Source organism: Halobellus sp. GM3 (assembly GCF_052545375.1).
In genome coordinates, this window is record NZ_JBQWLT010000007.1 from 177,394 (window position 1) to 203,838 (window position 26,445).

37 protein-coding genes and 1 tRNA gene are annotated in these 26,445 nt (G+C 65.5%); 30 read left to right on the forward strand and 8 right to left on the reverse strand.

Translation table 11 applies throughout. From position 1 onward, the window contains the following. Positions 1 to 36 precede the first annotated feature (36 nt). Together ACT3HL_RS12760 and engB are read left to right on the forward strand one after the other, a co-directional pair. Entirely contained in the window at positions 37 to 540 is a 504-nt protein-coding gene (locus ACT3HL_RS12760) for a redoxin domain-containing protein (RefSeq protein WP_445087218.1), read from the forward strand. Between the two features lie 81 nt (positions 541 to 621). After that, complete coding sequence (gene engB / locus ACT3HL_RS12765; RefSeq protein ID WP_445087219.1) at positions 622 to 1,242, forward strand: GTP-binding protein EngB; 621 nt, start codon at positions 622 to 624, stop codon at positions 1,240 to 1,242. Positions 1,243 to 1,419: 177 nt separating this feature from the next. Here engB and ACT3HL_RS12770 read toward each other — a convergent pair whose 3' ends face one another. Next, entirely contained in the window at positions 1,420 to 2,799 is a 1,380-nt protein-coding gene (locus ACT3HL_RS12770; protein ID WP_445087220.1) for an NUDIX domain-containing protein, read from the reverse strand. Positions 2,800 to 2,936: 137 nt separating this feature from the next. Here ACT3HL_RS12770 and ACT3HL_RS12775 point away from each other — a divergent pair, with 137 nt between their 5' ends. Then, on the forward strand, positions 2,937 to 3,692 hold the full coding sequence (locus ACT3HL_RS12775) for a coenzyme F420-0:L-glutamate ligase (protein WP_445087221.1): 756 nt from the start codon (positions 2,937 to 2,939) through the stop codon (positions 3,690 to 3,692). A 126-nt stretch (positions 3,693 to 3,818) separates the two neighbouring features. Here the strand turns inward: ACT3HL_RS12775 and ACT3HL_RS12780 are convergent, their stop codons facing one another. After that, on the reverse strand, positions 3,819 to 4,064 hold the full coding sequence (locus tag ACT3HL_RS12780; RefSeq protein WP_445087222.1) for a hypothetical protein: 246 nt from the start codon (positions 4,062 to 4,064) through the stop codon (positions 3,819 to 3,821). A 97-nt stretch (positions 4,065 to 4,161) separates the two neighbouring features. Here ACT3HL_RS12780 and ACT3HL_RS12785 point away from each other — a divergent pair, with 97 nt between their 5' ends. Continuing rightward, positions 4,162 to 4,437 carry a DUF7573 domain-containing protein gene (locus tag ACT3HL_RS12785; protein ID WP_445087223.1) on the forward strand — a complete coding sequence of 92 codons (276 nt, stop codon included), beginning with the start codon at positions 4,162 to 4,164 and terminating at the stop codon, positions 4,435 to 4,437. A gap of 85 nt (positions 4,438 to 4,522) precedes the next feature. Next, a complete protein-coding gene (locus tag ACT3HL_RS12790; protein ID WP_445087224.1) occupies positions 4,523 to 4,801 on the forward strand; it encodes a helix-turn-helix transcriptional regulator in 279 nt (92 codons plus the stop codon). Between the two features lie 197 nt (positions 4,802 to 4,998). Here the strand turns inward: ACT3HL_RS12790 and ACT3HL_RS12795 are convergent, their stop codons facing one another. Beyond that, positions 4,999 to 6,078: a type I restriction enzyme HsdR N-terminal domain-containing protein gene (locus ACT3HL_RS12795; protein WP_445087225.1), complete on the reverse strand. Its 1,080-nt coding sequence runs from the start codon at positions 6,076 to 6,078 to the stop codon at positions 4,999 to 5,001. Between the two features lie 161 nt (positions 6,079 to 6,239). Continuing rightward, positions 6,240 to 6,310, reverse strand: a tRNA-Gly gene (locus ACT3HL_RS12800). Between the two features lie 228 nt (positions 6,311 to 6,538). Here ACT3HL_RS12800 and ACT3HL_RS12805 point away from each other — a divergent pair. From ACT3HL_RS12805 to secY, 25 genes are read left to right on the forward strand one after another with little or no spacing between them, the layout of a single operon-like run. After that, the gene (locus ACT3HL_RS12805; RefSeq protein WP_445087226.1) at positions 6,539 to 7,372 is read left to right on the forward strand and encodes a putative RNA uridine N3 methyltransferase; all 834 of its coding nucleotides are present in this window, start codon (positions 6,539 to 6,541) and stop codon (positions 7,370 to 7,372) included. A 4-nt stretch (positions 7,373 to 7,376) separates the two neighbouring features. Next, positions 7,377 to 8,393: a 50S ribosomal protein L3 gene (locus ACT3HL_RS12810; RefSeq protein ID WP_445087227.1), complete on the forward strand. Its 1,017-nt coding sequence runs from the start codon at positions 7,377 to 7,379 to the stop codon at positions 8,391 to 8,393. Positions 8,394 to 8,396: 3 nt separating this feature from the next. Next, a complete protein-coding gene (gene rpl4p, locus ACT3HL_RS12815; protein WP_445087228.1) occupies positions 8,397 to 9,143 on the forward strand; it encodes a 50S ribosomal protein L4 in 747 nt (248 codons plus the stop codon). After that, positions 9,140 to 9,394: a 50S ribosomal protein L23 gene (locus ACT3HL_RS12820; RefSeq protein WP_445087229.1), complete on the forward strand. Its 255-nt coding sequence runs from the start codon at positions 9,140 to 9,142 to the stop codon at positions 9,392 to 9,394. Before rpl4p ends, ACT3HL_RS12820 begins: the two co-directional genes overlap by 4 nt. Positions 9,395 to 9,396: 2 nt before the next feature. Continuing rightward, the gene (locus ACT3HL_RS12825) at positions 9,397 to 10,131 is read left to right on the forward strand and encodes a 50S ribosomal protein L2 (protein WP_445087230.1); all 735 of its coding nucleotides are present in this window, start codon (positions 9,397 to 9,399) and stop codon (positions 10,129 to 10,131) included. Next, positions 10,131 to 10,553, forward strand: coding sequence for a 30S ribosomal protein S19 (locus tag ACT3HL_RS12830; RefSeq protein WP_445087231.1), 423 nt, complete (start codon positions 10,131 to 10,133; stop codon positions 10,551 to 10,553). The genes ACT3HL_RS12825 and ACT3HL_RS12830 overlap by 1 nt, the downstream gene beginning before the upstream one ends. Positions 10,554 to 10,555: 2 nt before the next feature. Beyond that, entirely contained in the window at positions 10,556 to 11,026 is a 471-nt protein-coding gene (locus ACT3HL_RS12835) for a 50S ribosomal protein L22 (protein WP_445087232.1), read from the forward strand. Further along, on the forward strand, positions 11,026 to 11,976 hold the full coding sequence (locus tag ACT3HL_RS12840; RefSeq protein WP_445087233.1) for a 30S ribosomal protein S3: 951 nt from the start codon (positions 11,026 to 11,028) through the stop codon (positions 11,974 to 11,976). The genes ACT3HL_RS12835 and ACT3HL_RS12840 overlap by 1 nt, the downstream gene beginning before the upstream one ends. Next, the gene (gene rpmC / locus ACT3HL_RS12845; protein ID WP_445087234.1) at positions 11,976 to 12,188 is read left to right on the forward strand and encodes a 50S ribosomal protein L29; all 213 of its coding nucleotides are present in this window, start codon (positions 11,976 to 11,978) and stop codon (positions 12,186 to 12,188) included. The genes ACT3HL_RS12840 and rpmC overlap by 1 nt, the downstream gene beginning before the upstream one ends. A 7-nt stretch (positions 12,189 to 12,195) precedes the next feature. Continuing rightward, positions 12,196 to 12,702, forward strand: a complete 507-nt coding sequence (locus ACT3HL_RS12850; protein WP_445087235.1) for a ribonuclease P protein subunit — start codon at positions 12,196 to 12,198, stop codon at positions 12,700 to 12,702. Beyond that, complete coding sequence (locus ACT3HL_RS12855) at positions 12,693 to 13,019, forward strand: 30S ribosomal protein S17 (RefSeq protein WP_445087236.1); 327 nt, start codon at positions 12,693 to 12,695, stop codon at positions 13,017 to 13,019. The genes ACT3HL_RS12850 and ACT3HL_RS12855 overlap by 10 nt, the downstream gene beginning before the upstream one ends. Then, a complete protein-coding gene (locus tag ACT3HL_RS12860; RefSeq protein ID WP_445087237.1) occupies positions 13,019 to 13,417 on the forward strand; it encodes a 50S ribosomal protein L14 in 399 nt (132 codons plus the stop codon). Before ACT3HL_RS12855 ends, ACT3HL_RS12860 begins: the two co-directional genes overlap by 1 nt. A 7-nt stretch (positions 13,418 to 13,424) precedes the next feature. Beyond that, positions 13,425 to 13,787 (forward strand): 50S ribosomal protein L24, encoded by a 363-nt coding sequence (gene rplX / locus ACT3HL_RS12865; RefSeq protein WP_445087238.1) that lies wholly within the window; start codon positions 13,425 to 13,427, stop codon positions 13,785 to 13,787. Then, on the forward strand, positions 13,784 to 14,584 hold the full coding sequence (locus tag ACT3HL_RS12870) for a 30S ribosomal protein S4e (RefSeq protein WP_445087239.1): 801 nt from the start codon (positions 13,784 to 13,786) through the stop codon (positions 14,582 to 14,584). Before rplX ends, ACT3HL_RS12870 begins: the two co-directional genes overlap by 4 nt. After that, entirely contained in the window at positions 14,581 to 15,111 is a 531-nt protein-coding gene (locus ACT3HL_RS12875; RefSeq protein ID WP_445087240.1) for a 50S ribosomal protein L5, read from the forward strand. Before ACT3HL_RS12870 ends, ACT3HL_RS12875 begins: the two co-directional genes overlap by 4 nt. Continuing rightward, positions 15,108 to 15,284 carry a 30S ribosomal protein S14 gene (locus ACT3HL_RS12880; protein ID WP_445087241.1) on the forward strand — a complete coding sequence of 59 codons (177 nt, stop codon included), beginning with the start codon at positions 15,108 to 15,110 and terminating at the stop codon, positions 15,282 to 15,284. The genes ACT3HL_RS12875 and ACT3HL_RS12880 overlap by 4 nt, the downstream gene beginning before the upstream one ends. A gap of 2 nt (positions 15,285 to 15,286) precedes the next feature. Continuing rightward, positions 15,287 to 15,679 carry a 30S ribosomal protein S8 gene (locus ACT3HL_RS12885; RefSeq protein ID WP_445087242.1) on the forward strand — a complete coding sequence of 131 codons (393 nt, stop codon included), beginning with the start codon at positions 15,287 to 15,289 and terminating at the stop codon, positions 15,677 to 15,679. Between the two features lie 4 nt (positions 15,680 to 15,683). Then, complete coding sequence (locus tag ACT3HL_RS12890; protein ID WP_445087243.1) at positions 15,684 to 16,220, forward strand: 50S ribosomal protein L6; 537 nt, start codon at positions 15,684 to 15,686, stop codon at positions 16,218 to 16,220. A gap of 1 nt (position 16,221) precedes the next feature. Then, entirely contained in the window at positions 16,222 to 16,923 is a 702-nt protein-coding gene (locus ACT3HL_RS12895) for a 50S ribosomal protein L32e (protein WP_445087244.1), read from the forward strand. Next, on the forward strand, positions 16,920 to 17,375 hold the full coding sequence (locus ACT3HL_RS12900) for a 50S ribosomal protein L19e (protein WP_445087245.1): 456 nt from the start codon (positions 16,920 to 16,922) through the stop codon (positions 17,373 to 17,375). Before ACT3HL_RS12895 ends, ACT3HL_RS12900 begins: the two co-directional genes overlap by 4 nt. Then, positions 17,375 to 17,929, forward strand: a complete 555-nt coding sequence (locus ACT3HL_RS12905) for a 50S ribosomal protein L18 (protein WP_445087246.1) — start codon at positions 17,375 to 17,377, stop codon at positions 17,927 to 17,929. The genes ACT3HL_RS12900 and ACT3HL_RS12905 overlap by 1 nt, the downstream gene beginning before the upstream one ends. After that, positions 17,926 to 18,579 carry a 30S ribosomal protein S5 gene (locus tag ACT3HL_RS12910; protein WP_445087247.1) on the forward strand — a complete coding sequence of 218 codons (654 nt, stop codon included), beginning with the start codon at positions 17,926 to 17,928 and terminating at the stop codon, positions 18,577 to 18,579. The genes ACT3HL_RS12905 and ACT3HL_RS12910 overlap by 4 nt, the downstream gene beginning before the upstream one ends. Continuing rightward, positions 18,579 to 19,043 (forward strand): 50S ribosomal protein L30, encoded by a 465-nt coding sequence (locus ACT3HL_RS12915; protein WP_445087248.1) that lies wholly within the window; start codon positions 18,579 to 18,581, stop codon positions 19,041 to 19,043. The genes ACT3HL_RS12910 and ACT3HL_RS12915 overlap by 1 nt, the downstream gene beginning before the upstream one ends. Continuing rightward, the gene (locus ACT3HL_RS12920) at positions 19,040 to 19,540 is read left to right on the forward strand and encodes an uL15 family ribosomal protein (protein WP_445087249.1); all 501 of its coding nucleotides are present in this window, start codon (positions 19,040 to 19,042) and stop codon (positions 19,538 to 19,540) included. The genes ACT3HL_RS12915 and ACT3HL_RS12920 overlap by 4 nt, the downstream gene beginning before the upstream one ends. Before the next feature lie 3 nt (positions 19,541 to 19,543). Next, complete coding sequence (secY, locus tag ACT3HL_RS12925; protein ID WP_445087250.1) at positions 19,544 to 21,013, forward strand: preprotein translocase subunit SecY; 1,470 nt, start codon at positions 19,544 to 19,546, stop codon at positions 21,011 to 21,013. 384 nt (positions 21,014 to 21,397) lie between these two features. Here the strand turns inward: secY and ACT3HL_RS12930 are convergent, their stop codons facing one another. Genes ACT3HL_RS12930 through ACT3HL_RS12945 form a run of 4 tightly spaced genes read right to left on the reverse strand, consistent with a single transcriptional unit; the run spans position 21,398 to position 26,392 of the window. Continuing rightward, positions 21,398 to 22,798 carry a glycosyltransferase gene (locus ACT3HL_RS12930; RefSeq protein ID WP_445087251.1) on the reverse strand — a complete coding sequence of 467 codons (1,401 nt, stop codon included), beginning with the start codon at positions 22,796 to 22,798 and terminating at the stop codon, positions 21,398 to 21,400. Further along, complete coding sequence (locus ACT3HL_RS12935; RefSeq protein WP_445087252.1) at positions 22,789 to 23,871, reverse strand: HEAT repeat domain-containing protein; 1,083 nt, start codon at positions 23,869 to 23,871, stop codon at positions 22,789 to 22,791. Before ACT3HL_RS12935 ends, ACT3HL_RS12930 begins: the two co-directional genes overlap by 10 nt. Positions 23,872 to 23,925: 54 nt before the next feature. Further along, positions 23,926 to 24,294 (reverse strand): response regulator, encoded by a 369-nt coding sequence (locus ACT3HL_RS12940; RefSeq protein WP_445087253.1) that lies wholly within the window; start codon positions 24,292 to 24,294, stop codon positions 23,926 to 23,928. 46 nt (positions 24,295 to 24,340) lie between these two features. After that, complete coding sequence (locus tag ACT3HL_RS12945; protein WP_445087254.1) at positions 24,341 to 26,392, reverse strand: GAF domain-containing protein; 2,052 nt, start codon at positions 26,390 to 26,392, stop codon at positions 24,341 to 24,343. Between the last annotated feature and the right edge of the window lie 53 nt (positions 26,393 to 26,445).

Here is a 26,445-nt window from a genome sequence, read left to right on the forward strand (position 1 = left end):
GAAACTGTTAACATATCGTCGCGTCGACCGTCCCGTATGGTCGACATCGGCGACGAGGCCCCCGACTTCACGCTTCCTATGGCCAGCGGCGAGGCCTACAACGATATGGAACCGTTCACGCTCTCGGCTGCGATTCCGGACGGGCCGACGGTCCTTGCGTTCTTTCCGGCCGCCTTCACCAGCGGCTGTACCGAAGAGATGTGCACCTTCCGAGACTCGATGGGGCTGTTCGACGACCTCGACGCGCAGGTGTACGGCGTGAGCGTCGATCTCCCGTTCTCGCAGAACGTCTGGATCCGCGAGGAGAGGCTGAACTTCTCGCTGCTCTCGGACTGGGACCACGAAGTGATCGACGACTACGACGTGGTCCTCGAAGATATATACGGGATGCTCGAAGTCGCAGAGCGGAGCGTCTTCGTCATCGACACCGACGGAGTGGTGACCTACAGGTGGGTCAGGGAGGGGGAGAACCCCGACTTCGACGAACTCGTCCGCGAGGTCGCCGACGCCGTGGCGGAAGCCGCCGGTACACGACGCTAAAGAAGGCGCGCGATCCGCACACGGACCGGACACACGGGGATCGAACGTCAGCGTTAACCCCGGCGACGGCCTGTTTTCGCTATGTTCGAAGATCGCCCGGACCGCGAGGAAGTCGTCCTCCTCGGCCGGTCGAACGTCGGGAAATCGACACTGATGCGGGAGCTGACCGGTCACTCGAAGTTCACGACCGGCGGAAAGCCGGGGGTGACGCGCTCGCCGAATCACTTCGATTGGAACTCGGAGAACTTCATGTTCACCGACCTCCCCGGATTCGGCTTCATGTCCGGCGTCGAGGAGGAGCGACGCGAGCAAATCAAAACAGACGTCGTCAGATACGTCGAATCGAACGCCGACGACGTCCTCGCGGCCGTGCTCGTCGTCGACGGGAAAAGCGCCGTCGACATAATCGACCGCCACTCCGGACCCGACGAGATCCCCCACGACGTCGAGCTGTTTCACTTCCTGTGGGAACTCGACGTGCCGACGGTCGTCGCGGTCAACAAGATGGACAAAGTCGACGACCGCGACGAGCGGCTGGACGCGCTGTGCGATCGGCTCGGCCTCCACCCGCCGTGGCAGCAGTGGCGTGAGACGATCGCACCGATCAGTGCGAAGCGAGGCGATATCGACGCGCTGAACGAGGCGCTCCGGACGCGATTTCACGAGCAGAAGCGCGACGACCTGCTGAAGTTCGTCAGTTGAGCCGACGCTCGCTGTGAATGGTGGCTCGGTGAAACGGTGTCATCACAAGGGGCTGAGTGGGGGTAACCCTCGTCATCGCCACCGTACGTCGTTCCGTACGCGTGGGTGAAGAATCTCTCGCTCCGGTGGTCGAAGGGGCCTGAGGGAAAGAGCGGGACGATCCGACGCTATGGGGTCTCACGCCTCCTGTTCTGCGTCCCACTCCGCGTTCTCGGCGTGCCGTTCGGCCAGTTCTCGCACGTCGGCCGCGTCGAGGAGTCCGTCTTCGGCTGCGATTCCGTCGATCAACCCCGCGGGGACCGCCTCGAACGTCGGCGCGTGGACGTTCACGTCGGCGTCGCCGTCATAGACGGCGTCCGCCGGCGAACGCTGAGTCAGCGGGGCCTCTCCCCGCCCCGCGTTCGCCCGCCCAGCCGGCTGCGTTTTGTCCGCCGCGGCCACGGCGTAGACGGGGGCGCCGTACTCCCGCGCCGCGAGCGCGAGCACCCGCGTCCCCGTTTTGTTCGCGACACCGCCGCTCGGCAGCAGCGAGTCAGCGCCGACGAGGACCGCGTCGATCTCTCGTGATGCAAGCGCCGTCGGGAGCGCCGCCTCGGTCGTGAGCGTCACGGCCGCGGCGGTCTCCTCGGCGGCCCACTCGGCGACGGCCACGCCCTCGCGTTCGGGGCGCGACTCGGCGACGAGCAGCGTTTCGGGCTCGAACGATTCGATCGCCGCGCGGACGGTTCCGGAGCGCGAGAGCGTCGCGACGGCCGTCGCGTCTGTCCCTCGAAGGAGAGCCGCGGCCGTCTCCGCCGCCTCCGCGTCGGCGTCGACCGCGGCATCGATCGCTTCGATCGCCCGTGTCACGACTGACTCCGCGCCGCCGGAAGGCCGGCGGACGTCAGCGAGAACGCGGTTTATGCGGTTCTCGATCGCCACCATCTCCGGGCGAGCGTCCCGGAGGTCGCGAGCGACTGCGGCGATCGACCGCCACGTCTCGTCCTCGTGATTCGCGCCTCCGCCGGTCGCGTCCTCGTCGGTTGCGCCGCGATCTGTCTCCTCCCCAGCGGTCGCGTTCGCGTGCGTCTCTGCGTCCGCGGCGGCGTCGCGGAGGACTTCCAGCGCGCGAACGGAGAGCCACGCCGAGCCGTGCGTTCGGTCCTCGCGGACGGACTCGACGGTCGGTCCGACTCGTCGCCACGTCTCCCAGAGCCGCGGCACCGTCTCGCGCTCTATGATCGCGGTGGGATCCACCCATTCGACGGCGGCGAGTTCCTCGTTCGGCGTCATCGCGCGGGTCCCACACTCGAAGAGAAACGGGTGAACGACGAAGTGACCCTCCGCGTCGTCGACGGCGAGCGGATCGCCGGCGCGGACGAGTTCGAGGGCCGCGCCCGTCAGGCCCACCTCCTCGCGGAGTTCGCGCCGCGCGTCGCGCTCGGCGTCGGAGGGGTCGCCCTCCACGTAGCCTGAAATCCCAGCCCAGCGACCCCGATACGTCCCGACCGCGTCGCTGCGACGGGCGAGAAGCACCTTCCCGCGCTCGCGGAGGAAGCACGTGACGACGTGTGCCATCACCGTCCGTTAGCGCCGGGGGAGAAACGGCTTTTCGGTGGGTCGGGCTCTGGGCGTCGCGGCAACCGTCAGCCACCGACGGTGCCAGTGTATCCGTTATCTGTCCGCTTTTTACCCGATGCGTTCGCATCGTGAGTATGGAACTGTTCGCCGTCCCCGACCTGCCCGAGATTCGGGCGGGTCACGACATCGCAGCGCTGGTCCGCGAGCGCGTCGACCTCCGGTCCGACGACGTCGTCTGCGTCGCGTCGACAGTCGTCTCGAAGGCGGAGGGCCGATGCGTCGACCTCGAGGACTTCCCGCCCGGCCCGCGGGCCCGCGAAGTAGCCGGCGCGCTCGCTGACCACACCGACGGAGAGACGGACCCCCGATTCGTCCAGGCAGTCCTCGAAGAGAGCGTCGAGGTCCTGATGGAGGCGCCCTTCCTCCTGACCGAGACGCGGTTCGGTCACATCACCGTCAACGCCGGCGTCGATCGCTCGAACGTCAGAGACGGAGACGTGCTGTTGCTTCCGAAGCGTCCCTCCGAGAGCGCCGCGCGGATCCGATCGGCGCTCCCGGCCGACCGCGTCGTCGTCACGGACACCAGCGGGCGGCCGTTCCGCCACGGCCAGCGCGGCGTCGCCATCGGCTGGGCCGGTCTCTCGCCCGGCCGCGACTGGCGCGGAGAGCCGGATCGAGACGGACGCGAACTCACGGTCACAGTGGAGAACGTCGCCGACGAACTCGCGGCGGCGGCGAACCTCGTGGCCGGCGAGGGCGACGCCGGAACGCCCGTCGTCGTCGCCCGCGACTTCGAGTGGGGCGCTCACGGTGAGAGCGACGCGCACTTCCGGGACGTCGAGTCCGATTTCGTCCGACAGGCGATCCGGGAGTGGTCCCCCGACTGGTAGGTGCGATTGAGACGGGGGCCGAGCCCGAAGGGTTCGACTGCCTCGCCGACTAGATTCTATACGAGAAGGATCCGCGCCGGGAGCCCCGAACGGCGGAGCCACTTCGATAGCGCGGAGCGCGTGTCGTTACTGAGGCCCGCGAACGGAAGCGGCGTCGGGCGCGCTCGCGCCGAGTCCGGTCAGCTGATTCACGAGCGCGCCGAGTACGAGGTACGCGAAGAACGCGACCGCGCCGGTGGTCAGCACCGCGCCGACGAGGAACGAGACCGAGGTAATCGGGTCCACGCCGAGGAGAACCTCGAAGAGGAAGATCCTGACGAGGTCGACGATGCTCGTGAGCAGCTGCGCGACGAAGTCGATGACCGTGACCATATCCGGCCGTTCGTTCGCCTCGTATATGTGTGTACGGAACTCTCTCGGCCGCCGGCGAGCCGCCACGGCTAAGCCGACGCCGCCACAGTGGTGTCGTATGGTGCGCGACCGGTCACTCGAGGAGTTTCTCAGCGAGGGGGCCGAAGCGTCCTCGGAGCCGACGACCGACGCCGACGACACCCTCGAGGAGGGCGTTGACGACGGGGACGAACGCGAATCCCCGGAAAACCGCGCCGGAGACGACGTCGACGCCGCGGTCTCGACGTATCGATGGGATCCCGACGGTATCGAGTGCGTCGGCTGCGAGCGGATCGTCGAGCGTGCGTGGACGCGGGAGCGCGATTTCGTCTGCTCGGACTGCAAGGCGTGGTGAGTCTCGCGTACCGTTCGGCCCGAGTGCGACGGCGGACTACTCGTATTTCCGACGGTTTTAATAGAACATCTATATTTCTATGGATATGTACGATTTAACAGGGTTTCAGCGCGACCTGCTGTACGTCATCGCCGGTCTCGACCAGCCGCACGGCCTCGCCGTGAAAGACGAACTCGACGAATACTACGAAAAAGAGATCCAGCACGGTCGGCTGTACCCGAATCTCGATACCCTCGTCCAGAAGGGACTCGTCGAAAAGGGCGAGCTGGACCGCCGAACGAACTTCTACAAGCTGACACGCCGCGGACAGCGAGAGATTTCGGCCCGTCAGGACTGGGAACAGCAGTACATCGGCTCCGAGTAGGTTCTCATTGATCGCCCGCCATCCCGAGAATATCAGTACGAGTGATATGATATCCTGCGTGAACGATTTGATGACTTCAAGTGGCGTGACGAGCTGCTCTGGATTCACCGTTCCGTCCGCTGCTCAGTAGCGTCGGATGGAACCTATTGTGGGATGTGTGCCGTTTCAATAGAGGGAAAATCTGAAGTCGACATTCATTACCATTTTCCAGTAAACTCACATCCCAGTCCTACTTTTTTCGAGAGCTCGGAGATATACCGTTTCTTGTCTTTCGAACTCAGATGCGTGAGCAAATAGTAACCGCCAGACATACGCTGATTCCCTTTCATTTGCTTTCCGTTCGGGTGTTCGGGTGTGTCGTTGAGGAGCGCACGACTCCCGCGTCCTGTTCCGGGAATGTACGGGATTTCGATTTCATCTAATAACTCTTCCTCTTCGATAAGATAGTTTACAAGCGAAGCAACCGACTCTGACTGCATTTTCTCGTTCACTCGATGTATCTCATCACCATTTCTCGTGACTCGGATTACGTACTCCGTGTTCTCCGCTTCAGTACTAACAATCCTGTCGTCACGAATACGTTGATTTACTACGTCTTCTCGATGAGTTTGCTCTTCCAGTGACTCGATTAGATCGTCCACGAAGCTCTTTGCGTCGTCCTCCACGTGCTGAGATACAGCGCTGCCAGCAACCCCTGTAACTATCCCCGTCAGATCCTCCGCTAGACTCTCCTTGTTCTTCCGAAGTGCCTCGACGGCCTTCTGTACTGCTTCGATGTTCTCCGCAATCTGTCGCGATTCTCCAGACGTAATAGACCCGCGTGAAAGGGCTCTGAGCGGGTGTTTGTTCTCCGGTGCTTCTTTTATGGAGAACTCCGCGAGAGAGACTTCGTTAGGTCGGTTGCTGGATACGTCTCGGCGGAATATCTCGAAAGTGCGTCCGTTCGAGAGTAGCCCCCAGTCGACTCCGACCTGCCGCATATAGCTTTTCAGTTGGTTCTCGTGGCTCTGTTCGAGTGGAGTATCACACCCCTTCGCCTCAACGAAAACAACCGGAGTCCCCTCCAGTTTGAGCGCGTAGTCCACTTTCTTCGTCCCCGACCCCATCTGAACCGAGTACTCGAGTTCGACACCCGAGGAGAGAATGTTCCACCCGAGCAGTTCTATCAACGGTTCGATGACCTTCCGCTTGGTGTTCTCCTCGTCCATCTGCGGAGAGTCGTCGATAAGGCCAGAGGAGCGTTCTGCATATTCGACTAACTCCTCGCGAAGCGTCATATGGGCTGTAGCTATTTCAGGGAGTCTGATAAAGATGCGGACCAGCGGTTGTACCGCGAGCGAGGCCGCAGGCCGAGCGAGCGGCCTCTTTTTGGTCCAGATTTTTGCAAGGAGCGGTCGCGCTTCGCGCGACCCGACGCAGCAAAAAGGTGGGAGCTGAATGCGCTGGCTGGGATTTGAACCCAGGTTGTGACCATGGCAAGGTCACGTGATACCACTACACTACCAGCGCGTGGTGGTTTGCTTCTGCATTTCTGAAGACACGGGATTCGTAAATAAGGCTTGCGAATCAGCGAAGAAATCGGCCGATGGCGTGGGGACGACTCCCACGATGACCGAACACGAAACGGCCGCCTATCGGGGTGTGACGGCCTCACACCCCAAGCGAGCTTTCGCTACTCTTTTAGGTCCGCTTCCAGTATCAGAGGTACAGTCTAGACGTGACGCTGAAGGGACCGGTATGACGCTGACCGCACTCGTGCCGTCCTCGATCGTCCGAGAGGCCGAAGACAAACGCGAGGCGACTCGCAAACTCGGCTACGTCGCCCGCGCGGCGACGGTGTTTCGGGCGGATCGGCTCGTCGTCTTCCCCGATCGGGAAGGCGAACGACGCCTCGGGGGCGAGTTCGTCGAAACGGTGCTGCGATACGCTGCCACGCCGCCACACCTCCGAAAGGACCTGTGGGGGCGACGCGACGAACTCGAGTACGTCGGTGTCCTTCCGCCCCTCCGCGTCCCGTCTATGACCGGCTCCGAATCAGACGGTTCGGGGTCGTTAACACAGGGAATCGTGACCGAGGTCGGACCTGACGGCCGCGTACGGGTCAATTGCGAACTGCAACACCCGGTCTCGCTCCACGTGCCTCCCGGTATGGAGGTCGAGGAGGGAGCGCGCGTCGCCATCAGGATCTCTTCGCGAGAACCGGTCCGTGCGCGGATCGTCGACGAGCCCGTTCCGGGCTTCGACGTGTCCCACACGGACCTCGAGGAAGCGCTCGGCCGCGCCGACGCGGGCGTCACAATCGCGACGTCCCGCCACGGCGAGGCGCTGACCACCTCGTGGCTGCCGCAGCTCGCCTCCCGCATCGAGCGGGAGGGCGCGACAGTCGCGTTCGGGTCACCCGGTCGTGGGCTTCCGGCCATCCTCGGCGTCGACGTCGAGGATGCGGTCGAACCCGTTGACGGTCCGGGGTTCGATCTCTGGCTGAATACGATTCCGCGACAGGGCAGCGAGGTGGTGCGGACCGAAGAGGCGATGTTCGCCTCCCTCGCGACCCTGACACTCACGGAGTGATCATATGCCACAACCAAGCAGACCACGAAAAGGTTCGATGGGCTTCAGCCCGCGTAAGCGTGCGACCTCAGAGGTCCCGCGCATCCGGTCGTGGCCCGACGACGACGGGTCCCCCGGAATCCAGGGTTTCGCCGGCTACAAAGCCGGAATGACCCAGGTGATGATGGTCAACGACGAGGCCAACTCCCCCCGCGAAGGGATGGAGGAGGCCGTGCCGGTGACCGTCGTGGAGACGCCGCCGATGCGCGCCGTCGCCCTACGAGCCTACGAAGAGACGCCGTACGGTGCAAAGCCCCTGACGGAAGTGTGGGGACGCGAGTTCGAGGAGAGCCTCGACCGCACCCTCGATCTCCCCAACGAGGACACCTTCGAGGATGACGCCGAGGACCTTCGCGCGGCCGTCGAGGCCGGCGACGTCGACGACGTCCGCCTCATCACCCACACCGTCCCGAGCGAGATGAAGAACGTCCCCAAGAAGAAGCCCGACGTGATGGAGACGCGCGTCGGCGGCGGCTCCGTCGAGGAGCGCGTCGACTTCGCGCTCGACCTCGTCGGCGAGGGCGGCGAACACGAGATCGCCGACGTCTTCCGCGCCGGCGAGTACCTCGACGTCGCCGGCGTCACGAAGGGGAAGGGGACGCAGGGTCCCGTCAAGCGATGGGGCGTCCAGAAGCGGAAGGGCAAACACGCTCGCCAGGGATGGCGGCGTCGGATCGGCAACCTCGGTCCGTGGAACCCCTCCCGCGTGCGCTCGACCGTGCCCCAGCAGGGGCAGACGGGGTACCACCAGCGGACCGAACTGAACAAGCGCCTCATCGACATCGGTGAGGGCGCAGAACCGACCGTCGACGGCGGCTTCGTCGGATACGGCGAGGTAGACGGACCGTACGCGCTCGTCAAGGGCTCGCTCCCGGGGCCGGACAAGCGCCTCCTTCGGTTCCGTCCGGCCGTCCGACCGGCCGACCAGCCGCGTCTCGACCCCGAGGTGCGCTACGTGTCGACCCAATCGAATCAGGGATAAACAATGCAGGCAACAATTCGCGACCTGAACGGCGACGACGCCGGTACGCTCGACCTGCCCGAGGTCTTCGAGACGTCTTACCGTCCGGACCTCATCGAGCGCGCCGTGGTCGCCGCGCAGGCGAACCGAAAACAGGCGTACGGTGCCGACCCCTACGCGGGGCTGCGAACTCCGGCCGAGTCGTTCGGTAGCGGCCGCGGGATGTCACACGACCCCCGCGAAAACGGACGCGCACGACGCGTGCCGCACGCGGTCAAGGGCCGGAAGGCGCACCCGCCGAAGGCGGAGAAAGACCAGGGCAAAGACATCAACGACAAAGAGCGCAAACTCGCCGTTCGCTCGGCGATCGCCGCCACGACGGACGAGGAACTCGTCCGCGAGCGCGGCCACCGCTTCGACGACGGCGTCGAGGTCCCGCTCGTCGTCGCCGACGACTTCGAGGAGCTCGTGAAGACCCGCGATGTCGTCGACCTGCTCGAATCGCTCGGCGTCCACGCCGACATCGAGCGCTCCGACGAGAACAGGAAGGTGAAGGCCGGACGCGGCAAAACGCGCGGACGGAAATACACCCGCCCGAAGTCGATCCTCTTCGTCACGAGCGAGGAGCCATCGAAGGCGGCGCGGAACCTCCCCGGCGCGGACGTGGTCACCGCGGCCAACGTCGGTGCCGAGGACCTCGCGCCCGGCACGCAGGCCGGTCGGCTGACGCTCTTTACCGAGAGCGCGATCGAGGAGGTGGCGTCGCGATGAGCTCGCTCATCGAGCACCCGCTCGTCACCGAGAAGGCGATGGACGAGATGGACTTCGACAACAAGCTCCAGTTCATCGTCGACATCGACGCGACGAAGCCCGAGATCAGAGACGAGGTCGAATCGCGCTACGAGGTCGCGGTCACCGACGTGAACACGCAGGTGACGCCGCGCGGAAAGAAGAAAGCGACCGTCCAGCTCGACGAGGACGACGACGCGCAGGAAGTCGCCTCGCGAATCGGGGTGTTCTGAACATGGGACGACGAATTCAGGGTCAGCGCCGCGGTCGCGGGACGTCCACGTTCCGGGCTCCCTCGCACCGGTACAAAGCTGAGCTCTCACACAAGCAGTCGGAATCGGACGACACCGTCTCCGGGACGGTCGTCGACATCGAACACGACCCCGCGCGCAGCGCGCCGGTCGCCGCGGTCGAGTACGACGACGGCGAGCAGCGACTCGTCCTCGTTCCCGAGGGCGTCGCCGTCGGCGAGACGGTCCAGACCGGCGTGTCCGCCGAGATCAAGCCCGGCAACACGCTCCCGCTTTCGGAGATCCCCGAGGGGGTCCCCGTGTGTAACGTCGAGCGCCAGCCCGGCGACGGCGGGAAGTTCGCCCGCGCCTCCGGAACGAGCGCGCAGCTTCTCACCCACGACCGCCGCGTCGCGGTCGTGAAGCTCCCCTCCGGGGAGGTCAAGCGGCTGAACCCGCAGTGCCGCGCCACGGTCGGCGTCGTCGCCGGCGGCGGTCGCACGGAGAAGCCGTTCGTGAAGGCCGGGAAGAAGCACCACAAGATGAAAGCGCGCGGCATCAAGTGGCCGCGCGTCCGCGGGGTCGCGATGAACGCCGTCGACCACCCGTTCGGTGGCGGCGGCCGCCAGCACCCCGGACAGCCGAAGTCCGTCTCCCGGGACGCCCCGCCGGGACGGAAGGTCGGCGATATCGCCTCGAAGCGCACCGGTCGCGGTGGCAAAGGAGGCAAGGATAACTAATGAGTTCGGAATACCGCACCGGCCGCGAAGGTGAGTTCACCTACCGCGGTCACACGCTCGACGAGCTGCAGGAGATGTCGCTCGAGGAGGTCACGGAACTGCTACCCGCACGACAGCGGCGAACCATCGAACGAGGACTGTCGGATCAACAGGAGAAGCTGCTGGAGAGGGCCAGCGAGGCCGACCCCCAGGAGTCCGCCAACGATCCGATCCGGACGCACCTCCGGGACATGCCCATCCTGCCCGAATTCGTCGAGAAGACGTTCGCGGTGTACAACGGGCAGTCCTTCGAGCGCGTCCGCGTCGAGCCCGAGATGATCGGACACTACCTCGGGGAGTTCCAGCTGACCCGGAATTCGGTCGAACACGGGCAGGCCGGAATCGGCGCGACCCGGTCCTCGAAGTTCGTGCCGCTCAAATAACTATGGGTATCAACTACAGCGTCGAGGCCGACCCGGACACCACCGCCAAGGGGATGCTCCGCGATCGGCCCATCAGCCTGAAGCACAGCAAGGCCATCTCGCGAGCGATCAAGGGGATGACCGTTGAGGACGCCGAGGACTACCTCCGGGACGTCATCGACGAGAAGCAGTCCGTTCCGTTCAAACAGCACAATACCGGCGTCGGACACCGCTCCGACATCGACGGCTGGGACGCGGGACGCTACCCCGAGAAGGCCTCGAAGGCGTTTCTCGAACTCCTCGAGAACGTGTCGTCGAACGCCGACGAGCAGGGGTTCGAGGGGGAAGAGATGACGATCAAACACGTCGCCGCCCACAAGGTCGGCGAACGACAGGGTCGAAAGCCCCGCGCGTTCGGGAGCGCCGACCCGTGGAACACGCCGATCTGCGACGTCGAACTCATCGTCGAGGAAGCCGAGGAGGTCGAAGCCTAATGGCGGACGAACACCAGTTCATCGAAGACGGGCTGCAGCGCTCACAGATCGACGAGTTCTTCGCCGACGAACTCGGTCGCGCCGGCTACGGCGGGATGGACGTCGCGAAGACTCCGATGGGCACGCAGATCGTCCTGAAGGCCGAAAAGCCCGGGATGGTCATCGGCAAGGGCGGAAAGAACATCCGCAAGGTCACTCGCGAACTCGAAGAGCGGTTCAACCTCGACGACCCCCAGATCGACGTCCAAGAGGTCGACGAACCCGACCTGAACGCCCGCATCGTCGCGGACCGACTGGCCAACGCTCTCGAGCGCGGCTGGTACTTCCGCAAGGCGGGCCACACGACGATCGACCGCATTATGGAGTCCGGCGCGCTGGGCGCCGAGATCGTCCTGAGCGGGAAGGTCACGGGTGCGCGCTCGCGCGTGGAGAAGTTCAACCGCGGCTACATCAAGCACAACGGCGAACCCGCCCAGGAGATCGTCGACGAGGGCCAGGGCGTCGCCGTGATGAAGCTCGGCACGATCGGCGTGACCGTGAAGATCATCCCGCCGGGCGCGGAGCTGCCCGACGACTTCGAGATTCACGAGGACGTCGAGGTCGAGCCGGTCGAGCAGGTCGCCGAAAGTGAGGGTGTCGAGGCGCTCCTCGAGGAGGAGCCCGAAGAGATCCCCGACGTCGGCGAGGACGAGGACGTCGAAGTCCCCACCGAGTCCCCCGAGGACGTCATCGATGAGGACGTCGTCGAAGAGGTCATCGAGGAGACGGACGAGGAACCCGTCGAGACCGGTGACGTCGACGACGGCGAGGAAGACGTCGAGGCGGAACTCGACGACCTCGACGAGGAGGTCGAGGCGGAAGCCGAAGAGCTCCTCAACGAGATGGAAGAGGCCGAGGCGGACGTCGAGGAAGCGGACGACGCTGACGACGACGAGGAGGTCGAGGAATAATGGCGATCCTCTACCCCGCGGAGATCCGCGACATGACGGCTGCAGAGCGCGAGGCCGAGCTCGAAGAGCTCGAAACCGAGCTGCTCAACACGAAGGCCGTGCAGGCCGCCGGTGGCGCTCCGGAGAACCCGGGACGCGTCGGCGAGCTCAAGCGGACGATCGCGCGGATCAAGACGATCCAAGCGGAAGAAGGCGACCTCGACGACGAGTGAGACCACAATGGCACTGACACCCGAGACGCTGACGCGACACGAACTCAACGGCCTCCGCGTGGCCGTCGTCGACGCGCCCAACCCCGACCTCGTCGGGATCCGTGGCCGCGTCGTCGTCGAGACGATGCGGACGCTGCACGTGGACGTCAGCGAAGGCGACGCGACCGCCGCGGCCGGCGATCGCGACTCCGACGCGGCCACGAGCGGCCGCTCTCGGGTGCTGCAGGTGCCGAAACGCGGCTCGACGTTCGAATTCGAGCTCCCGTCCCGGGGGGATGCGCCCGGCCGCACAGATGAAGCCGCCGACGCTGCGAAGGCGTCGGGGACCGCGTCCGAACTTCGATCGGAAACTGCCGGCGGGCGATCCGCCGGTCAGTCTGGTCGGCCCGCAGCGGCTTCTCGGACTTCGTCCGGGAATTGCGAGGGCGCGGCCTACGTTACGGTGGATGGCACACGTCTGCTCTCACGACCCGCCTTGCGGACCGAGAAGGCAGGTGACACATTATGGCGATAGGACTGAACGTAGAAGAACCGGAGGAGACCTGCTCCGACGAGAACTGTCCGTTCCACGGAACGCTTTCCGTACGCGGACAGACGCTCGAAGGAACAGTCGCCTCCACAGACATGGAGAAAACCGTCATCGTGGAGCGTGAATACGACGTTCACGTTCCCAAGTACGACCGCTACATGAAGCGGCGTAGTCGCATCCCCGCCCACGCACCCCCGTGCGTGGATCTCGCGGTGGGCGATACGGTACGCATCGCAGAGACCCGACCGCTGTCGAAGACCAAGGCTCACGTCGTGGTCGAGACCCTCGGAGGTGAGGAGTGATGGAGGCGCTGAAAGCCGACGTCACCCGCGGCCTCGAACGAGGCTCGCTCATCACGTGCGCCGACAACACCGGCGCGCGCGAGCTGAAGGTCATCAGCGTGAAGGGCTACTCAGGAACGAAGAACCGACACCCCAAGGCGGGCATCGGCGACCAGGTCTCCGTTTCGGTGACCAAGGGGACGCCGGAGATGCGCCGTCAGGTGCTCGATGCCGTCATCGTCCGCCAGCGGAAATCGATCCGCCGGCCGGACGGGACGCGCGTGAAGTTCGAGGACAACGCCGCCGTCATCATCGACGAGATGGACGAGCCTCGCGGGACCGAGATCAAGGGCCCGATCGCGCGCGAAGTGGCAGAGCGCTTCGGGAGCATCGCCTCGACGGCGACGATGATCGTCTAGAGATAGTATGAGCAAACAACCACGCAAACAGCGAACACGGACGCAGAACGCGCCCCTGCACGAGCGGCAGACCCAGGTCCGCGCGACGCTGTCCGAGGACCTCCGCGAGGAGTACGGACAGCGCAACGTTCGCGTCAACGCGGGCGACACCGTCGAGGTGCTCCGCGGGGACCACGCCGGCACGGAAGGCGAAGTCCTCGAGGTGGACCTCACGAAGACGGTCGTCCACGTCGAAGACGTGACGGTCGAGAAGGCCGACGGCGAGGAGGTTCCTCGACCGCTCGACGCCTCGAACCTTCGCGTGACCGAACTGGATCTGGAAGACGACCGCCGCGAGGCGCGGCTGCAGGCGACGGAGGACGAAGAATGACGCGACACCAGAAGCGACTGTCGGCACCGAACGCCTGGCCGGTCGAACGAAAGACGGCGACGTTCACCGTCAAGGCCGGCGCGGGTCCGCACGGAGAGGCGGGGGTCCCCCTGCTCATCCTCCTGCGGGACGTGCTCGGGTACGTCGACTCGAAGAAGGAGGCGCGCTACGCGCTCAACGAGGGCACGGTCCTCGTCAACGGCGACGCCGTCTCCGACGAGCAGCGCCCGGTGGGGATGTTCGACATCCTCGCGTTCACCGAGCGCGAAGAGTACTACCGCGTCTTCCCCGAGGAGGGCGGACGGCTGGCGCTGACGCCCGTCGACGCCGACGCGGCCGGGAGCCGACTCGGCAAGATCGTCGGCAAGCGGGACGTCACCGGCGGCGCGACGCAGCTCACGCTGCACGACGGCACGAACGTCCGCGTCGACGACGGCGGCGAGTACGGCACGAAAGACTCGCTCGTCATCGACAACGAGACGAAAGAGATCGTCGCGCACTTCCCGTACGGGGAGGGCGCGCTCGTCACCGCCGTCGACGGCACCCACTCGGGTGAGATCGGCGAGATCGACGAGATCACCGTCACGGCGGGCAGCGGCGACAACACCGTCGCCGTGACTCACGACGACGGCTCCTTCGAGACGGTCGAGCAGTACGTTGTCGTGATCGACGAGAAGTTCGTCGACGACGACGGCGACTCGGCCGACGAGGAGTCGTCCGAGTCGACCACTGACGAGACGGACGAGGCTGACGCCGAAGCCGTCGACGACTCCGACGACGGAGGTGACGACGAATGAGCGAGGCCGAGTTCCACGAGATGCGCCAGCCGCGCGTCGAGAAGGTCGTCGTCCACATGGGCGTCGGCGAGGGCGGTCGCGAACTCGCGAACGCCGAGGAGATCCTCGAGGAGATCGCCGGACAGGAGGCCGTCCGAACGACGGCCACGCGCGCTGCGACGCAGTTCGGCTCGCGCGTCGGCGACCCCGTCGGCGCGAAGGTCACGCTCCGCGGCGAACGGGCCGAGGAGTTCCTGGCGACGGCGCTGCCGATCACCGACATCTCGGCGCGGCAGTTCGACGAGACGGGGAACTTCAGTTTCGGTGTCGAAGAACACACCGCCTTCCCCTCGCAGGAGTACGACCCGCAGATCGGTATCTACGGACTGGACGTGACGGTCAACCTCGTCCGCCCCGGATACCGCGTGAAAAAGCGCGACAAAGCCGCACAGTCGATTCCGAACCGTCATCGGCTGACGCCCGAGGACGCGGTCGCGTTCGTCGAGGACGCCTTCGACGTCGATGTCGACGCGGAGGACACAGCATGAGCGAATCAGAGACAGAACAGACGGGTGAGCACGCGAGCAGTCGCACGGGCCAGAGCCACGAGTGCCGACGCTGTGGCCGCAGTCAGGGTCTCGTCGGTAAATACGAGATCTACCTGTGCCGGCAGTGCTTCCGCGAGGTCGCCCGCGAGATGGGATTCAAGAAGTATCGATAATTATGGCAGGAAACGATCCACTCGCTAACGCGCTCGCCGGTGTGAACAACGCCGAGAGCGTCGGGCACCTGTCCCACGAGATACAGCCCGCCTCCAACGTCATCGGCTCCGTGCTCGAGGTCTTCTACGACCGCGGGTACGTCGACGGATTCGAGTTCGTCGACGACGGCAAGGCCGGACGGTTCGAGGTCGAACTGAGCGGCGCAATCAACGAATGTGGTGCCGTCAAGCCCCGCTACTCCGCGGGCGCAGACGAGTTCGAGAAGTGGGAGAAGCGATACCTCCCCGCCCGAGACTACGGGACGCTCATCGTCACGACGAGCCACGGCGTCATGAGCCACTACGAGGCCCGCGAACAGGGCATCGGTGGTCAGATAATCGCCTACGTGTACTGAGACAATGACCAGAGTAGAAATCGAAATTCCGGACGAGGTCTCCGCCGAGGTGTCGAACCTCGAGCTGACCGTGGAGGGGCCGAACGGCAGCGTCACGCGGACGCTGTGGTACCCCGCCGTGAGCGTCAGCGTCGAGGGCGACCAGGTCGTCATCGCCTCCGAGGAGGAGGACGCCAAGACGAACGCGACAGTCGGGACCTTCGAGAGCCACGTGACGAACATGCTTCACGGGGTCACCGAAGGCTGGGAGTACGAGATGGAAGTCTACTACGCCCACTTCCCGATGCAGGTCAACGTCGAGGGCGACGAAGTCGTCATCGAGAACTTCCTCGGAGAGCGCGCCGACCGACGGACGCCGATCCGCGGAGACACGGAGGTACAGGTCGACGGCGAAGTGGTCACCCTGACGGGCCCCTCGAAAGAGGACGTCGGGCAGACCGCCGCCGACATCGAACAGCTCACCCGCGTGACGGACAAGGACACGCGCGTCTTCCAGGACGGCGTCTACATCACGCAGAAGCCGCAGACCGGAGGTGCCTGAGATGGCAGACGAAGACATCGAAACCCTCGAAGACATCAGCGGCGTCGGCCCCTCGAAGGCCGAAGCGCTCCGTGAGGCCGGCTACGAGTCGGTCGACGACGTCAAAGCCGCAAGCCAGTCGGAACTCGCAGACGTCGACGGCATCGGCAACGCGCTCGCGGCCCGCATCAAGGCCGACGTGGGCGGACTCGAGGTCTCAGAGGAGACCGAGGCCGAAGTCGAAGACGAGAGCGAAGACGAAGCGGAAGACGAGGACGTCGAGACGGAGCTCCGTCCCCGCGGTCACGCCGAGAAGACGCCCGCGCTCGACGACGAGACGGCGCGTGCGCTCGGACAGAAGCACCGCGAGGGCAAGCCCGCGTTCCGCCGTCAGAAGTACCACGCGAAAAAGCGCGTGCCCGAATCGTGGCGCAAGCCCCGCGGCAACCTCTCGAAGCAGCGCCGCGGCATCAAGGGCAAAGGAGATATGGTCGAGGCGGGTTACCGCTCGCCGAAGGCCGCGCGCGGTCTGCACCCCTCGGGTTTCGAGGAAGTGCGCGTGCACAACGTGGACGACCTCGAAGGCGTCGACGGGGACACGCAGGCCGTCCGCATCGCCTCGAAGGTCGGTGCGCGAAAGCGCGAACAGATCGAGGAAGTGGCTGAGGACCGCGAGATCCGCGTCCTCAACCCGACCTACGTCGAAGTGGAGGTCGAAGAATGACGGATCTGAAAGCACAGAAACGGATGGCGGCAGACGTCCTCGACGTCGGGAAGAGCCGCGTCTGGTTCGATCCGGAGGAACAGTCCGAGATCGCGGAGGCCATCACTCGCGATGACGTTCGCGACCTGGTCGATCAGGGTGTCATTCGCGCCAAGGACGCGAAGGGCAACTCCAAGGGTCGCGCCCGCGAGCGCGCCGCAAAGCGCGCCTACGGCCACCGCAAGGGCCCCGGCTCCCGCAAAGGGAGAGCCGGCGGCCGAAAGAACTCGAAAGACGAATGGGTCAGCCGCATCCGCGCACAGCGTCGTCGCCTCAAAGAACTCCGCGACGACGGCCCGCTCACGCCGACGCAGTACCGCGAAGTGTACAACAAGGCGTCGGGTGGCGAGTTCGAAGACGTGGCGCGGCTCGAAGCGTACCTCAGAAACAACTACGACGTGGAGATAGAATAATGGCAACAGGACCACGCTACAAGGTGCCGATGCGACGTCGGCGCGAGGTCCGGACGGACTACCACCAGAGGTTGCGCCTGCTGAAATCGGGCAAGCCCCGCCTCGTTGCTCGCGGGAGCAACAAGCACATCAGGGCGCAGCTGATCACCCCCGGACCTGACGGAGACGAAACGCACGCGGCCGCGTCCTCGGAGGACCTCGAGGAGTACGGCTGGGAGGCCCCCACGGGGAACCTTCCCAGCGCGTACCTGACGGGATTCCTCGCCGGAACGCGCGCCGTCGACGCCGGCCTCGAAGAGGCCGTCCTCGACATCGGATTGAACACCGCGACGCCCGGAAACAAGGTGTTCGCGGTACAGGAAGGAGCAATAGACGCTGGCCTCGAGATCCCGCACAACGAGTCGGTGCTCGCGGACTGGTCTCGGAACCGCGGCGAGCACATCGCCGAGTACGCCGAGCAGCTCGACGAGCCCCTCTACGCCGGGGACTTCGACGCCACGAAACTCCCTGAGCACTTCGACGACGTGCTCGAGCGACTACAGGAGGACGTATGAGCCAACGCAACAACGACGGCTGGACGCCGCGCACGCGGCTCGGCCGAATGGTACAGGACGGCGACATCACCTCGATGGAACAGGCCCTCGAATCGGGGCTCCCGCTGAAAGAGTACGAACTCGTCGACCAGCTCCTTCCCGGACTGGACGACGAGGTGCTGGACATCAATATGGTCCAGCGGATGACCGACTCCGGCCGCCGGGTCAAGTTCCGCTGCGTCGTCGCGATCGGTAACCGCGACGGCTACCTCGGCTACGCCGAGGCGCGGGACGACCAGGTCGGATCGGCCATCCAGAAGGCCATCAACGTCGCGAAACTCAACATCATCTCGGTGGACCGCGGCTCGGGGTCGTGGGAGGACTCCGCCGGTGGACTCAACTCCCTCACCCGGAAGGCGGAGGGGAAAGCCGGCTCGGTCACCGTCGAGATCATGCCCGCACCGCAGGGGCTCGGCCTCGCGGCCGCCCCGACGGTCCGCAATATCCTCGAACTGGCGGGCGTCCAGGACGCTTGGACCCGCTCGAACGGGAACACGCGGACCACGGTCAACCTCGCGAAGGCGACGTACAACGCGCTGAAGAACGCGGCGCAGTCGCGGACGCCCCGTCGCGCCGCGGCCAAGCAGCGAGAAGGCGAGGTGAGCGAGTGATGCAGGCTATCGTTCAGCTCCGCGGCGAGGTCAATATGAGCTCGGCCGTGCGCGACACGCTCTCGATGCTCAACGTGCACCGCGTGAACCACTGCGCGCTCGTCCCCGAGACGGAGACGTACCGCGGGATGATCACGAAGGTCAACGACTACGTCGCACACGGCGAACCGAGCGTCGACGTCGTCGAGACGCTCCTGCGAAAGCGCGCCGAGCCCGAGGCGGGCGAGGCCGACGTCGACGACGAGTGGCTCGAAGAGAACACCGATTACGACGACTTCGGGTCGCTCGCACAGGCGCTCGTCGACGAGGAGACGACGCTCCGCGAGCAGGGGCTCTCTCCGGTGCTTCGACTGCACCCGCCGCGCGGCGGTCACCGCGGGCAGAAGCACCCGACGACCGAGGGCGGACAGATCGGAAAGCACGATACGGCGCAGATCGACGAACTGCTGGAGGCAATGCGATGACCTCGAAGAAACGACGCCAGCGCGGCTCTCGAACGCACGGCGGCGGCACGCACAAGAACCGGCGCGGCGCCGGTCACCGCGGCGGCCGCGGGCGCGCGGGTCGCTCCAAACACGAGTTCCACAACTACGAGCCGATCGGCAAACACGGCTTCAAGCGTCCCGAGGACGCGGTCCGAACGGTCGCCGAAGTCAACGTCCAGCGGCTGGACGAGGACGTGGCGCTGCTCGCGGCCGACGGGATCGCGGAATCTGAGGGCGACGGCTACCGCATCGACGCCCGCGACGTCGCCGAGGACGGCGACGAGGCCGACTTCGTGAAGGTGCTCGGCGGCGGGCAGGTCCGCGGGGAGCTGCACGTCGTCGCCGACGCGTTCACCGAGGGCGCCGCCGAACTCATCGAAGACGCCGGCGGCAGCGTCGAACTCACCGAGCGCGGCGAGGAGCTCGCCGCCGAGGACGAGGACGACGCGGCCGAAGCACAAGACACAGAGGAGTAATCTATGGGATGGAAGGAGGCCGCCGAACCGGTGCTGACGCGGATGCCGTCAGTCACGCGTCCGGAGGGACACGTCCCGTTCCGCCGGAAGCTGGGCTGGACCGCCGGCATTCTCGTGCTGTATTTCTTCCTGACGAACGTGATGCTGTTCGGACTGGCGACCGGAGGCGGGGGAACGGACTTCTTCGGACAGTTCCGTAGCATCCTCGCCGGCGCGCAGGGCTCGATCCTGCAGCTGGGGATCGGTCCGATCGTCACTGCGAGCATCGTGCTCCAGCTGCTCGGCGGCGCGGACCTACTGGGACTCGACACCGACGATCCCCGCGATCAGGTGCTCTATCAGGGCCTCCAGAAGCTGCTGGTGATCGTGATGATCTGTCTGACGGGGCTGCCGATGGTGTTCGCCGGCAACTTCCTCCCTCCGAGTCAGGCGCTCGGGCAGTCGCTCGGTATCGGAACGGGCGGCGTGCGAGGGATCATCTTCGCGCAGATCTTCGTCGGCGGCGTCCTCATCCTGTTTATGGACGAGATCGTGAGCAAGTGGGGCGTCGGCTCCGGCGTCGGGCTGTTCATCATCGCCGGCGTCAGCCAGCAGCTCGTCGCCGGGCTGTTCAGCTGGCAGAGCCTGGGCGGACAGAGCGGTCTCTTCCCGACGTGGATCGGCATCATCACCGGTGCCGTCGAGATGGGATCGCCGCTGACGCCGGGCGGCCTCTCGGACCTCTTCCTCGGGCAGGGGCAGATCCTCGCGCTGATCACGACGCTTCTCATCTTCGGGATCGTCGTCTACGCCGAGAGCGTTCGCGTGGAGATCCCCCTCTCGCACGCGAACGTCAAGGGCGCGCGCGGTCGCTTCCCCGTGAAGCTCATCTACGCGAGCGTCCTGCCGATGATCCTCGTTCGCGCGCTGCAGGCGAACCTCCAGTTCCTCGGGCAGATCCTGAACAACTGGTGGACGGGGATGCCCGCGTGGCTCGGTCAGTACAGTCAGGGGCAGGTCACCGGCGGCCTGTTCTGGTATCTCGCGCCGATCCAGTCGAGACAGGACTGGATGTGGTTCCTCGGATTCACCTCCCAAGAGCCCGCGGCGATCGCCGCGCGCGTGGCGATCGACCTGATCTTCATGATCATCGGCGGCGCGATCTTCGCCATCTTCTGGGTCGAGACGACGGGAATGGGTCCCGAAGCGACCGCCCGGCAGATCCAGAACTCCGGGATGCAGATCCCCGGCTTCCGGCGGAACCCGCAGGTGATCGAGAAGGTGATGGAGCGGTACATCCCGCAGGTGACTGTCATCGGCGGCGCGCTCGTCGGCCTTCTGGCCGTCCTCGCGAACATGCTCGGAACCATCGGCGGCGTCTCCGGAACGGGGCTGCTGCTTACGGTCTCTATCACGTACAAGCTGTACGAGGAGATTGCAGAGGAGCAGCTGATGGAGATGCACCCGATGATGCGCGAGATGTTCAACAACTAGTCCCGAACTTCTACCCTTCTGTGACTTCTTCTCCGGACCCCAGCGGCCGCCTCATCTTCACTCTTGTTCCCGCCGGGGGCGTTGGTGTGACCGCCCGGACGATTTCTTCGATCGGCTCAACGCGGCTGGAGTCGTCACCGATGACGACACAGATCCCGTTCACTCTCCCGTCGAGCAATCGGCGGCGGTCCGTCTCAGCCCCGGAACGGTGGGACTCCCGTCCGTGATGACGACGGGGTGACGAGCGTTTCAGTACCGATATCTCCGGGTCCAAAGAGACGACCGGACGAGCGGGTGGTCGAGCGCGACGAAGTCGACGTCACCCGTTCCGGTACTGGCGGCGGAGCGGCTGTGACCCCGTCGGTCCGTGACGTGCCCGTCCCGTTACTTTTCGAGTCCGACGCGGGTCATCTCACCCCACGAGGTGTCCCCGCGGAGGAACTGGACGAGTCCCTTCCACGCCACGAACGCTTTCCACTGGCGGAATAACACGTTCTCGACGACGCCGTAGAACAGGATCCCGACGACGTCGCGCGGGTGGACGTACCGCCGGAACCCGTACACCTCGCTGAACGCGCTGAGCCACGACATAAGCGTGCCGAGGCCGACCGCGACGGCGACGAACAACACAAAGAAGGGGACGTTGAGCACCCCAAGCAGGAACGCGATCGGGACGATCAGGTACCCGATCCCCTCGATCAGCGGGCCGAGGGTCTCGACGAGGACGAAGAACGGGAGCGCCACGAGTCCGATGGCGCCGTACTTCGGTCGCCCGATCATCCCGCGGTGTACCAGCAGGGACTCGATCAGCCCCCGGAACCACCGGCTGCGCTGGCGGCCGAGCACGTGCCGGGATTCCGGCACCTCTGTCCAGACGACGGCGTCGGGGACGAACTCCACTCGATACGCCGCTTCGAGGTCCCCGAAGTGGCGGTGGAGTCGCACGACGAGTTCCATGTCCTCGGTGATCGTGTCGGTCGAGTAGCCACCGATCTCGCGGACTGCGTTCGTCCGGAACAGCCCGAACGCGCCCGAAACGATGAGCAGACTCTTAATCACGCTCAGTCCGACCCGGCCGGCGAGGAACGCCCGGATGTACTCCATCGTCTGGAGGTTCACCAGCGCCGACCCGGACAGACGGACCCGTTCGACGACGCCGTCGCGGATCGTACAGCCGTTGGCGACCCTGACCGTGCCGCCGGTCGCGATCATCCGCTCGGGGTCGCGGAGGAACGGCCGGACGATCTCGATAAGGCCGCCGCGTTCGATCACCGTGTCGGCGTCGATGGCACAGAACAGCGGCTGGTCAGTGAAGAACACGCCTGCGTTGAGCGCGTCCGCCTTCCCGCCGTTCTCCTTGTCGATGACGACTAAGTCGGCGTCGGACGCGCGGTAGACGTCCCGAATCGGCTCACAGGGGATGTCGGCCGGATAATCGGCGTCGACACGTTCGAGGTCGAACGCGTTCCGGAGCCGATCGAGCGTGTCGTCGGTCGATCCGTCGTTGACGGCGACGACCTCGAAGTCCGGGTACTCGACGCTCAACAGCGACCGGACGCTGGACGCGACGACCGGCCCCTCGTTGTACGCCGGTAAGACGATCGCAATCCCCGGAATCACCGGGCTCTCGTGGATGTCGTACGCCGGATCGACGCGTCGCTCGCGGCGGTTCCGCCGGATGCCGACGAGCGCCGCGAGGTGTATCACAAGGTAGCTGCCGTTGATGAGGACAAAATAGGCGACGAAGAACCACGTGCTCGCCGTGAGAACCGTGTCTACGACCATGCGGCGGAAACACCCCATACTCGCCGGCGTCGGCCGACCGCCTCGTCGGCGAGCACCCAGTCAACGAACGGTTCCAACCGCTGTGTCGCGTTCGAGACGTCGGTTCGCGGATGCGACAGGTGGGCTCTGGCAAGCGCGAGGCCGTCGGCGTCGTCGGCCTCCGTGAGCGCCCAGCGGAGCCACGCCGCGGACCGGTCCGTATTCCACGACGAGAGCAGCAGGTACGTGTCGTGGCGGACGGCGGCTTCGGAGTCGTCAAGCAGCCTGCCGATGTCGATCCGCGACTGGAACGCCTCACGCCAACCGTGGCGTTCGACGACGCCAACGGCGGCCGCCCTCACTCGCGGCGAGTCGTGGGAGAGGAGCGGCGGCAGCCAATCGAGCCGGCCGTCCGGGTCCGCGATGTCGCAGTATCGGAGGACGATGAGCACCTGAACGAGTAATCGCTCGTCCCAGTCGTCGACCGCTTCGGCTAGTCTCGTGAGCAGCGGCGTCTCGGTACCGTTGTTGAGACGATAGAGCGTGTCGAGCCCGAACGCGGTGAGCGAGTCGCCGTCGACGACCAGTTCGGTCCCGATCGCGGCCGCGTCCGGGTGCTCGCTCTCGTGAAGCACCCGCGCGGCACCGGCGCGGAGTCGGGGGGTCACGGTACACGACGAGACGAGCAGGTCCGGGTCGACCGGTTCCTTCAGCAGTGCGAGCCACGTGAGCGCGCGGAACCGGTGTCGGCCCCGTTCGACGTTGCGCTCGGCCCGCGCCGTGATTCCGAGCGCTGAGGCGAGTCCGCGGAGCCGGCTGTGTTCGGTCCCGCGCAGCTTCCGGAGGTACTCGTCGAGCAGGATCCGGAGTCGGCCGCGCTCGACCCGTGAGAGGCTCGACACCCACGCGTCCCAGTCTGGATCGTCTGCGAACAACCGCTCGAACAGTTCCGGGCGAAGGTTCCCCTGAACGCGTTCGTTGCGCCGACGAACGTAGTATATCCATACGGACGTCACCAGCGTGAGGACACCGACGCCGAGGGCGAAGAGCGCAATTGCCCCAGCGGTCCACACGAGTACCGCGTCGGCGATCATCGGGACCGCCTCGTCAGGGTCATTGGAGCGATCTCCGGGATCATCGGGACCGACTCATCGGAGCCGGCTGTTCACTCGCGCGACCAGTTCGTTCGGGCTGAACGGTTTCGTCATATAATCGGTCGCGCCGCGTTCGAACCCCTCGACGACGTGCTCTTCCCGTCCGCGGGAGGTCAACATAATCACCGGCACCGACGAGAGGCCGTCGGCCTCGCGGATCCGTTCGAGCACCTGAAGCCCCGTGAGGCCGGGCATCATAACGTCGAGGACAATCAAGTCCGGGGAGTCGCCCGATTCGAGGTGCTCCCAACACTCCCGTCCGTTCTCGAACGCGGTCACGGACCGGTCACGGCCGCTCAGTTTGAATTCGACGATCTCCCGTATCGTGTCGTCGTCGTCGGCGATAACGATCTTATGTGTCATATCCTTCCCGCGACGTATCCGTCAGTATCCGTGTCTACCCGAATCATTAACCTTCCGCCTCCGTCGTGGCGTTGGCCGGCCCAGCCGCGCCGTCGGTTCGGATCTCGATCCGGGTACCGACCGCCGTATCCGGGATCTCGAGCTCCCACCCGTGTGCCTCGACGATGTCGGTCACGCTGCTCAGGCCGATCCCGGTCCCCTTCGCCGAGTGGGTTCTCCCGAGGGTGAGCACGTCTTCGCGCGCGCCCTCGGGGAGCCCAGGGCCGTCGTCGGCGACGTAGAACCCGCCAGCATCGACCGGGCCGACCTCGACGCGGACGCCCGGCCCGGCGTGTTCGACGCTGTTGCGGAACAGGTTACCGAATAGCTGGAGCATCCGCGTCTCGTCAGCGTTGATCTCCCCGAAGTCGCCCGCTATCGAGAGGGTCGCGTCGGGCGCGTCGACGTACGACCACGCCTCCGCGACGACGCCCTCCAGAGAGAGGCTGCGGGGCTCGACCGCAGTGCGCTGCCCGCGGGCGATGTCGAGCAGTTCGTTGATGAGCCCTTGCATCCGGTCGTGAGAGCTCTTCACCCGGTCGAAGTGGGCCTCGTCGTGAGTCTCGCGGGCGATCTCGAGGAACCCGACCGCGCCGGAGAGGGGGTTCCGCAGGTCGTGGGCCACCACGCGGGCGAACTCCTCGAGTTGTTTGTTCTGTCGTTGGAGCGCCACACCGCGCCTCGCGAGCGCCTCCTGCTTCTCGACGTCCAGGAGGGCGTTCGTAACGAGGTTACCGAGGAGCGAGAGACTCTCAACGTCGATGCCCTCGAACACGTGTGGCTCTGTCGCCCCGCTCACGAGCACGCCCTGCTGGCCGAGTGGGATGTGGATCTCCGAACACAACGAGGTGTCCATATTGTGCCCGCCATCCTCAGTAGAAAGGTCCTCGAACTGTCGAACCTCCCTCGCGTCGAAACACTCCCAGACGAGCGCTTCGCCCCGCTCGAACGTCGGCATCTCCCCGACGAGATCGCGGGCCGCATCCGTCGCCGCGAGCGGTTGGAGCGAGTCGTTCGACTCGTCGTACCGCCAGCAGGCTGTTATCGGCAGGTCGAACAGTTCCGCGGCGTCGTCGACCGCGATCTGTGCGACTGCTGGCTTCGACTCGGAAACCATCAGCTCACCGCCCGCCTCTTGGAGTCTGCGGAGCACCCGTTCGGTCCGCTGCCGTTCGAGGTTGTGGCCGGCCCACAGCCCGAGCAGTCGGACGAACTCGCGTTCACTGGCCGAGAACGACCGGTCGCGGGCGTCCGCCGCGGCGAAACAGAACGTCCCGTATACCGCCCCGTTGACAGGGACCTTTGTACCGATGTAACAGCTTATTCCGGTCTCGACGTACGTCGGGTCGTCCGGCCCGAGGTCCGTCTCGGCGTCCTGGATCGCCACCGGATCGTCGCTTGTGACCGTCATCCGGCAGTACGACGACTCAAGCGGCATCGACGTGTCCTTGAGCCCCTCGAAACCGACGACTCGATCGAACCGCTGGGTGTCTCCGTCGACAGACGACAGATACCCGATGGGGAGGTCAAGGAACACACAGCCAACGTCGAGGGCTCGCTCGATTTTCTCTTCAGCGGTCAGTTCCGTGTTTACGTCGGCCTCGTATAGCCGGTAGAGCGACAGCTGCTGCCGTTCGACGGTTTCGAGCGCCAGCTCGCGGTCCGTCACGTCACGAACCGTGCCGACGATCCCGTTGCCGTCCGCTTTCTGACCGCGACTACAGAGCCGCAGTTCCAGTTTCGTTCCGTCGGTGGTCTCGACCGTCACTCGGCGTTCGTCCTCCGCGTCCTCGCGGAGGACCACCAGCGCTTGGGCGAACCGGTCGTACTCCGCGGTGTCGAGTACGCCAGCATCGACCAACTGATCGAATGTCGCGCCAACCAACGTCCCGCGCTCGATTCCGGTGAACGACTCGATCGCGTCGTTGACGTATGCGATCGTGCCGTCTGGGTCGAGGGTAAATACGCCGTCGGCTATCGTCTCGACGATAGACTCGAAACGGTTCGACGGCGCTCCTCCGGTGTACCCACCCGAGCCGTCCGTCCCTTCGGACGTCATCCGCCCGGTCCTCCAGCAGTCATCCGCCCGGTCCTCCGGACGTCGATCGCCTC